Raw genomic sequence first — 6647 nt, forward strand, 5'->3', positions numbered from 1 at the left:
CCCGGAATGCCCTCCGTTCGGCAGTCAGACCGCCGCCTTGTACGTACCTCATGAGGACGGCGTACCGCAGGGATCAAGGACCGTCAGCCCCTCCGGCATCACCTTTTAAAACCCAGTAGGCAGAGCCCATTGCCTTGATCGCCGAGTACTGGTGACCTGCGGCAATTCAGGATGAATTAGATTCAGCAGTGTGGGCTTGTGGCCAGAACTGGATGAGCCAATATTCTTTTCGACCCTCATTCCATTCTGGAATGGCTTCACCGTCGCCCCCGTCCCCGAAGTTGCGAGTAGCCCTTCGGCACTGAATCCTCACGGCGTAGTGACCCTTGGGGATGGATAAGGTGCAGTAAGCTGTTCCATGCAGACCTAGCCGCTGCGGTCGAGGAGGCTTTCCCTCAGCATCCGGACGCCGAAGTGATCACAGGCTTCCCCGGGCTCGGCGTCCAGCTCGGCGCCCGGGTGCTCGCCGAGATCGGGGACGACCGGACACGGTTCAACGACGCCCGCAGCCTGGCGGCCAGTACGTTCTTGCGGTCGTCACCAAACCAATGCTGGGCCCATTCTTACCGGTACGGGCAATAGCTTGTGCCGACGGTCTCCATGCTCACTCGACGGGCCCATCCCTGTGTGCGCGGGTAGCACTTGATCAGGCCAGTGATCTGGCCCTCCTTGTAAGGCCCATTCCTGGTGTGCGGGTAGTACGTCCGGTTCCACCCTCCGGCCGGGCAAGGATGGGGCCCATCCTTGTGTGTGGTTAGTGCCCTGGCCGACTTGTGGGTTTGGCGTGCTGTGTGGCTGCGCCTGTTCTGTGTGTGGCGGGGTTGTTCTGGTTCGGGTTCTGTGTGGTGTGGGGATGGCCGGCCGGTTGCCCGGCTGGGGTGACCTCGTGGGTCTTCCGCCCACTGCCCGGTGAGGGGCGGTGGGGTTTTCCGTCGTTGGCGGGGGGCCTTCGCTGTTGCCAGCGTCAGGCTTGTCCTTGCCTCGGGAGGCGTTTTGCGTCTCCCCTGTGCCAGGGGCGACGGACACGGTGAGTTTCCTGCGCGCGGCTTCGTGGTTGTTGCGTACGGCATTGTCACGGCGGCTGGTGTCGTGGCCGCAGTATGCGCAGTGGAAGCGTTTGTCCAAGGGTGGTGAGCTTGGGTTTCGCTCACCGCATCTGGAGCACTTCGTGCTGGTGGCTCCGCCTCGGCCGGGGATGACGAGGGCGGATCCGTACCAGCGGGTTTTGCAAGTGAGCTGGCGGTGCAGCTCGCCGAGGCCGGCGTCAGGCAAGTGCCGGTGGAAGCAGCGAGGGCTAGGAGCCGGGGCCAGATGCGGCGAGCCCGGCAGTGTGCTGGCGGCTTGTCCGGCGGTCGGGAGGGTATTGCTGGGCGGTACATACGAGGGGGGCGTGCCAGCGGTGTCCGCCGCGTTGGGCCCGTCACGGAGGTGATCGAAGTCTGCGCTGTGGCGAGCAGGCGCCAGAGAACCGCCGCCGGGCCTACAGAACTCCGACCTCGCCGCACCCGTATGACGCTCCAACACCCCAGTCCCCGCAGGCCCCACAACGGGCAGGTAGCTAAAGACACGCACAAACCGCACAACTGCCACCCCCTCAGGCCAGCCAGCACCCAACAACCCCCACAGCCACACCCCCCAGAGTCAGCTCACACTGACACACAACCCCACAACAGCACAGCCCAATCACCCGCACCCACACCACACAGCGACACCCCGAACACACAAGCCAACCACCAGCAATACGAACAACCTCAAGCCTCCCGGCGCATCCCACTGTCAAGCGCGAAAAACACGGCTGCCAGCGCGGCAGGCAGCGCGTCGGCAGCCGCGCGGATGCCCGATGGCGGGCAAGCATCCAAGCCGCGCATACCGGACGGAGGGTCGTGTTCAGGGATTCCGCGGCGGCGTTGTCCGCGGCGGTGCCCACCGCGCCGCGCGAACTGATCACGCCGAGATCCTGGCCAGACCCGGGGCAGACTCTTCCGAGATGTACTGGGCTCCATTGGCACTGCGGAAGACCGACCCGCCCCGCGTCGGTGACCAGGGACGTGCGCATGTGACCGGCGATCGACCAGCCCGGCTGGCGGACGCGGATGCTGGCGCGGGCCATGCTGAGTCTGCGGTGGAAGGCTCGCGACCAGGGCGCTCAAGGCAGCTGTCAGCCTCGAGCCCGCGCGAGGTCGTGGCCGCTGGACCGACATCGCTTTGACCGGGGCCCGGCCCTGCGCGCCCAGGAAGCGCAGGCCCTCCAGGGACTGGGATGGGAAGTCCGTCGGTGGCACGGCCACGACGCGCACACGCCGGAATGGCGAGTCATCCGCCGCCTTGTCGCTCCAACTACCTTGTGCCACACGGTTGATCGCGTCGGTGACCGGGGACGTGCGCGTGTGGTCCGCGACAGACCAGCCGGTCACGCGCCGCGAGCAGATGCCGATCACCGTGGCGGGATACAGCCACGCCGGTCCGACGGCGACGTCAGTGATGTCGCCGCACCGCTTGGCGTTCAGCACATCCGCCGTGAAGCCGCGCATCACCAGACCAGGCGCGGGCGGAGCCGCTTTGCCTTGCGATGGCCGTGTGCTTCCTGCGCCGCAGGTGCCGCGTGACCACGCTCCTCGCCGCACGAGCCCCGTCCCTCACCCGCGCGCTTCGCCGGGCCCGGCCCGAGTACGTACTCGTGGACGGCACGATCGCCGAGTGCGACCGCGCCGGGGACAGCCAGGGCGACTACTCGGGCAAGGCCAGGCGACACGGCGTGAACATCCAGGCCGTCACCGGACCCGCCGGCGAACTGCTCTGGTCCTCACCCGCCCTGCCCGGGCGGACCGTGGACACCACCGCCGCCCGCACCCACCACATCATCACCATCTGTGAACGACTGAAGATCCCCGTCCTCACGGACAAAGCCTACGAAGGAGCCGGCGGAACCTTCGCCACACCCTTCAAACGGCACTGCGGACGCGACCTCACACCCAAACAGGAGGCCGCCAACCGGGCACACGCACGACCACGGGTCCCCGTCGAGAGAGCCTGCGCCCGCCTCAAGACCCGGCGCCTCTTCCGCAAAGCCCGCACCAGCCCCAACCGCCTCACATCAATGACCCAGACCACCCTCACCCTCGAGCAACAACGCTGAAGATCCTTACTGAGATCGCACAAGCCGCCGCCTGCTCCGCACCACGGACACCGGCGACCCTGTGAGCGTCCTTACGTCACACACCTGTACTCCCAAAGGAGTGAAAATCTAACGCAACCCCTGTTGCCGGTTGACTAACTACGGTCCGCTGATAGCCCTGGGTAGCCAGCGTCGCCGTCTTCTTCAGCCAGCACCTCTACCAGAAGGAAGCAACAAATATGCGGATCCCGCAACGCATCGCCGTTGCTGCTGGGGCGGTCAGCTTGAGCATCACCGGCCTCATTCTCATCACCCCGCATGCCCACGCCGACCGGCAGCACACCTGTGAATACGGCTCATGCGGCCCCAGTACGGGCGTAGTTCACGGCTATGGAGGCTGCACATGAAACGGCGACCTCATCCGAGGAACGCTGACGATCAGGGGCGTGTCTCGGACATATTAATGCACCGGATTCAACGCGCCTCCGCCTCAGTACCCAAGGGACGTGTAATGCACCTTGGCGTGACGCGCCGCGAAGAACTCACCCCCTCCAACAGGCTTGCCAGCCTGCTGGTGGTGCGGTGGCAGTCGTCGGGAAGATCCCGCAATGGCTTGTCTGCCAGGAAGGAGCGGGTGTGACGGATGGCAGCCCACAGTCGACAGGTTCTGCCCCCACCGGCTGCTCAGCAGGGCGTGGGTGTAACAGGGCCACGCAGGGTGCCGCGTCATGTCGCGTGCGTGATGGACGGAAACGGCCGATGGGCACAGCAGCGGTCGCTGCCGCGCACGTCCGGCCATCGTGCCGCAGAGACGACGGTGATCGACATCATCGAAGCCGCACGCCGAGCCGGTGTGGGCTGGCTGAGTCTGTTCGCGTTTTCCACCGAGAACTGGCGTCGCCCGGACGCTGAGGTCGAGTTCCTCATGCACTTGGTGCGCCGGGTAGTGCGCAAGCACGCCCCGCTGCTGCACGCCCGGGGCATTCGCTGCCGCTTCCTGGGCATGACGGACCCCCGAATCCCGCCGGAACTGAGCCAGGACATCGCCGACCTGATGACATTGACCGCTTCGAACCGGGGCATGACGCTGACCGTGGCGTTCGATCATGGCGGGCGAAGGGACATCGTCGAGGCCGCGCGGTCGCTGATCCGCAGCGGTGTGCTGGCCGCGGCCGTGACCGAGGAGATGTTCGCCGCTCACCTGCCCATCCCTGACACCCCAGATGTGGACCTGGCCATCCGCACCTCCGGCGAACAGCGCATCTCCAACTTCATGCTCTGGCAGGTCGCCTACGCCGAATGGCTCTTCCCGCCGGTGCTGTGGCCCGACTTCCGCGCACCGGACTTCCTCCAGTGCCTGCACACCTACAGGCAACGTGAGCGCCGCTTCGGCGGCGTGCCGACGGACGAGAACGGACAACCCCGATCGTGATCACCACAGACAACCCCTGTCCCGAAACCGGCGGTGCCGGTTCCACGACTCACGGCAGCAGCAACGGCGGCGCGTCCGGGGAGCCCCTGTTCGGTCCCGGCTCAGAATTCCACGGGTTCTTCAATGACCCGCGCTGGGCGTTGGCCATGGTCCGGGCGACCGTGCTTGAAGCCGCGCACCCGCAAATCGGCGCCGCTCTGCTAGACAACTCCACGTTCCTTGCCCATCCCTGGCGGCGGCTGCGGAACACCTTCCTCAGCATGCAGCGCATGTTCAGCGCCGACGAGCAAGTGCGGAAGCGGGAGGCTGCACGGCTCAACCGCCTGCACGCACGGCTGAACGGCACCGGGTCCGACAACCGGCCCTATGACGCGATGGACCCCGCGGTGCGCGCCTGGGTGGTGGCGACCTTGTTCGAAAGCGCTGTCACCATGTGCCAACTCAGCGGACAGCACCTCGAACAAAAGGCCATGGAGCGGCTGTACGCCGAGTTCCGGACGTTCCTGGCCACCATGGGAGACGAAGCCGGTCACCTGCCGGACGCCCTTGCCGACTTCTGGCCCTATTTCGACCGGGTGGTTGCGCGGGAGCTGGAGAATACGGAGGCGATGCGGATCATCCTGTACAAGCTGTTCGATCACCTTCCCGCTCCACCGGTCCTGAACGGATTTCCCGCGCTGTGGGCCACCGGCCGAGCCATCGCCGGCCCAGTCATCGGAGCGATCACCGTGGCCTCGCTCCCGGAACCGTTCCGCCGACGAGCCGGCCTGCCCGAGCTCGCGGGAGCTCAGACCCTGATGCAGGGCGCCTACCTCACCGTCGGTCTGGTCCGTTTCCTGCCCGACAGCTGGATCCAGGCGGCCAACATCGCCGACCTGCTGGCACTCTCCCCGCACAGCGACGACCCCCGCGCACGAACCATCACCGCCCTGCACGAGCAGATGAAGCGAGCCGGCGCCCTCCTCCGGCTTGTCACACCTTTCCCCCCGGAGCCGGAACCCGCCGGGGGCGCGGAGACGCAGCGCAGCGCGGCGGAGTTCTTCGCGGAGGTCCTCGACCAGACCGGTGACGGTTTTCTGGACTGGCCGGACCTCGCAGCCATGGCCCGCGAGCTCTCCAGCCGCCTCGACCTGGACGAACCCGAGGAAACAAGGCTCTACACCGCCTACGCCGACTGGTGGCGTGAACTGCAGACGGCCCTCGACACCGACGGCGATGGCCGCGTCAGCGCCCGCGAGTACGCCACTGCGGTTCCGTCCCTAGCCGGTCCCTCACTGATCAGGGTCGCCGAGGTCCTGTTCGACGTGACCGATAAGGACGGCGACCAGCACATCGACGCGGACGAATACCGAGCCCTGTTCCAGACCGCCTTCCACCGCGACACCACCGACACCAGAGGTGCATACGACCGCAGCGCGTTCGTCAGCGAGTTCCTGTCCTTCATGTCTGGACGCCGACGAACCACCCCCTACGACCCCCTGCTCGCCCAGGCATGAAGGGCGTTTCTCCGGATAGGCGGACACCGTTTGCTATGCGATAGCGGGCAGCGTAACCGATCGCTGTTCGAAGGCGATCGGGCTTGTCTGCCTGAGCTTGGGATGCCGTCGGCGGTTGTTTGTAGCGGGTCGCCCACCGCGAGACGTGCTTCACGCACCCCTGGCCAGCGCTTCTTTCCCTGAAGGGTTGAGGTGACCCCCGGAGTGTGGACACAGGGTGTCATGCTGCGAGTGAGAGTTTAGCTGTCTTGTGGTGCTGCTGTTCGAACTCCAGCGGTGAGAGGTAGGCGAGCGCGCTGTGTCGGCGTCGGGCGTTGTAGTAGGTGAGCCACTGGAAGATCTCCAGCCTCGCCTGTCGCATCGTCACGAACACTGTCCTGTGCATCGTTTCTCTCTTCAGCCCCTGCCAGGAACTCTCGGCCAGGGCGTTGTCGTAGCTGGAGCCGACCCTGCCCATGCTCTGCGGATGCCGTGCCGGTCGCAGACCTGGGCGAACGCGGCGGAGGTGTCCTGCGATCCGCGGTCCGCGTGGAAGATCACTCCGGTGGCGTCGCCGCGGCGGGCCGTGACCGCGGCCTGGAGCGCGTCGATGACGAGCTCGGCT

General features: G+C 66.3%; 3 protein-coding genes and 4 pseudogenes. 4 read left to right on the forward strand and 3 right to left on the reverse strand.

Features of this window, described 5'->3' with window-relative positions; translation table 11 throughout:
- Nucleotides 1-363 precede the first annotated feature (363 nt).
- Nucleotides 364-513 (forward strand): annotated as a pseudogene (locus ACZ53N_RS35865) (transposase); the annotation flags it as partial.
- A gap of 24 nt (nt 514-537) precedes the next feature.
- Here the strand turns inward: ACZ53N_RS35865 and ACZ53N_RS35870 are convergent.
- Nucleotides 538-1632 carry a zinc ribbon domain-containing protein gene (locus ACZ53N_RS35870; RefSeq protein WP_469144926.1) on the reverse strand — a complete coding sequence of 365 codons (1095 nt, stop codon included), beginning with the start codon at nt 1630-1632 and terminating at the stop codon, nt 538-540.
- Nucleotides 1633-1873: 241 nt separating this feature from the next.
- A pseudogene (locus ACZ53N_RS35875) lies at nt 1874-2086 on the reverse strand (IS3-like element ISRhosp5 family transposase); the annotation flags it as partial.
- Between the two features lie 516 nt (nt 2087-2602).
- Between ACZ53N_RS35875 and ACZ53N_RS35880 the strand changes: the two are divergent.
- The 3 genes and pseudogenes from ACZ53N_RS35880 to ACZ53N_RS35890 all read left to right on the forward strand — a co-directional run.
- Nucleotides 2603-3136, forward strand: a pseudogene (locus tag ACZ53N_RS35880) (transposase family protein); the annotation flags it as partial.
- A 622-nt stretch (nt 3137-3758) separates the two neighbouring features.
- Entirely contained in the window at nt 3759-4547 is a 789-nt protein-coding gene (gene uppS / locus ACZ53N_RS35885) for a polyprenyl diphosphate synthase (protein ID WP_469144927.1), read from the forward strand.
- Between the two features lie 86 nt (nt 4548-4633).
- The gene (locus tag ACZ53N_RS35890) at nt 4634-6043 is read left to right on the forward strand and encodes an oxygenase MpaB family protein (RefSeq protein ID WP_469144928.1); all 1410 of its coding nucleotides are present in this window, start codon (nt 4634-4636) and stop codon (nt 6041-6043) included.
- 220 nt (nt 6044-6263) lie between these two features.
- On the opposite strand, the pseudogene ACZ53N_RS35895 reads toward ACZ53N_RS35890, so the two are convergent.
- Nucleotides 6264-6647, reverse strand: a pseudogene (locus ACZ53N_RS35895) (transposase); the annotation flags it as partial.

This window comes from Streptomyces sp. NPDC033229 (genome assembly GCF_055576875.1).

Excerpts from the sequence above, each read along its gene's own strand:
- uppS (WP_469144927.1), top strand. The coding sequence starts at position 3,759 with ATGGCAGCCCACAGTCGACAGGTTCTGCCCCCACCGGCTGCTCAGCAG.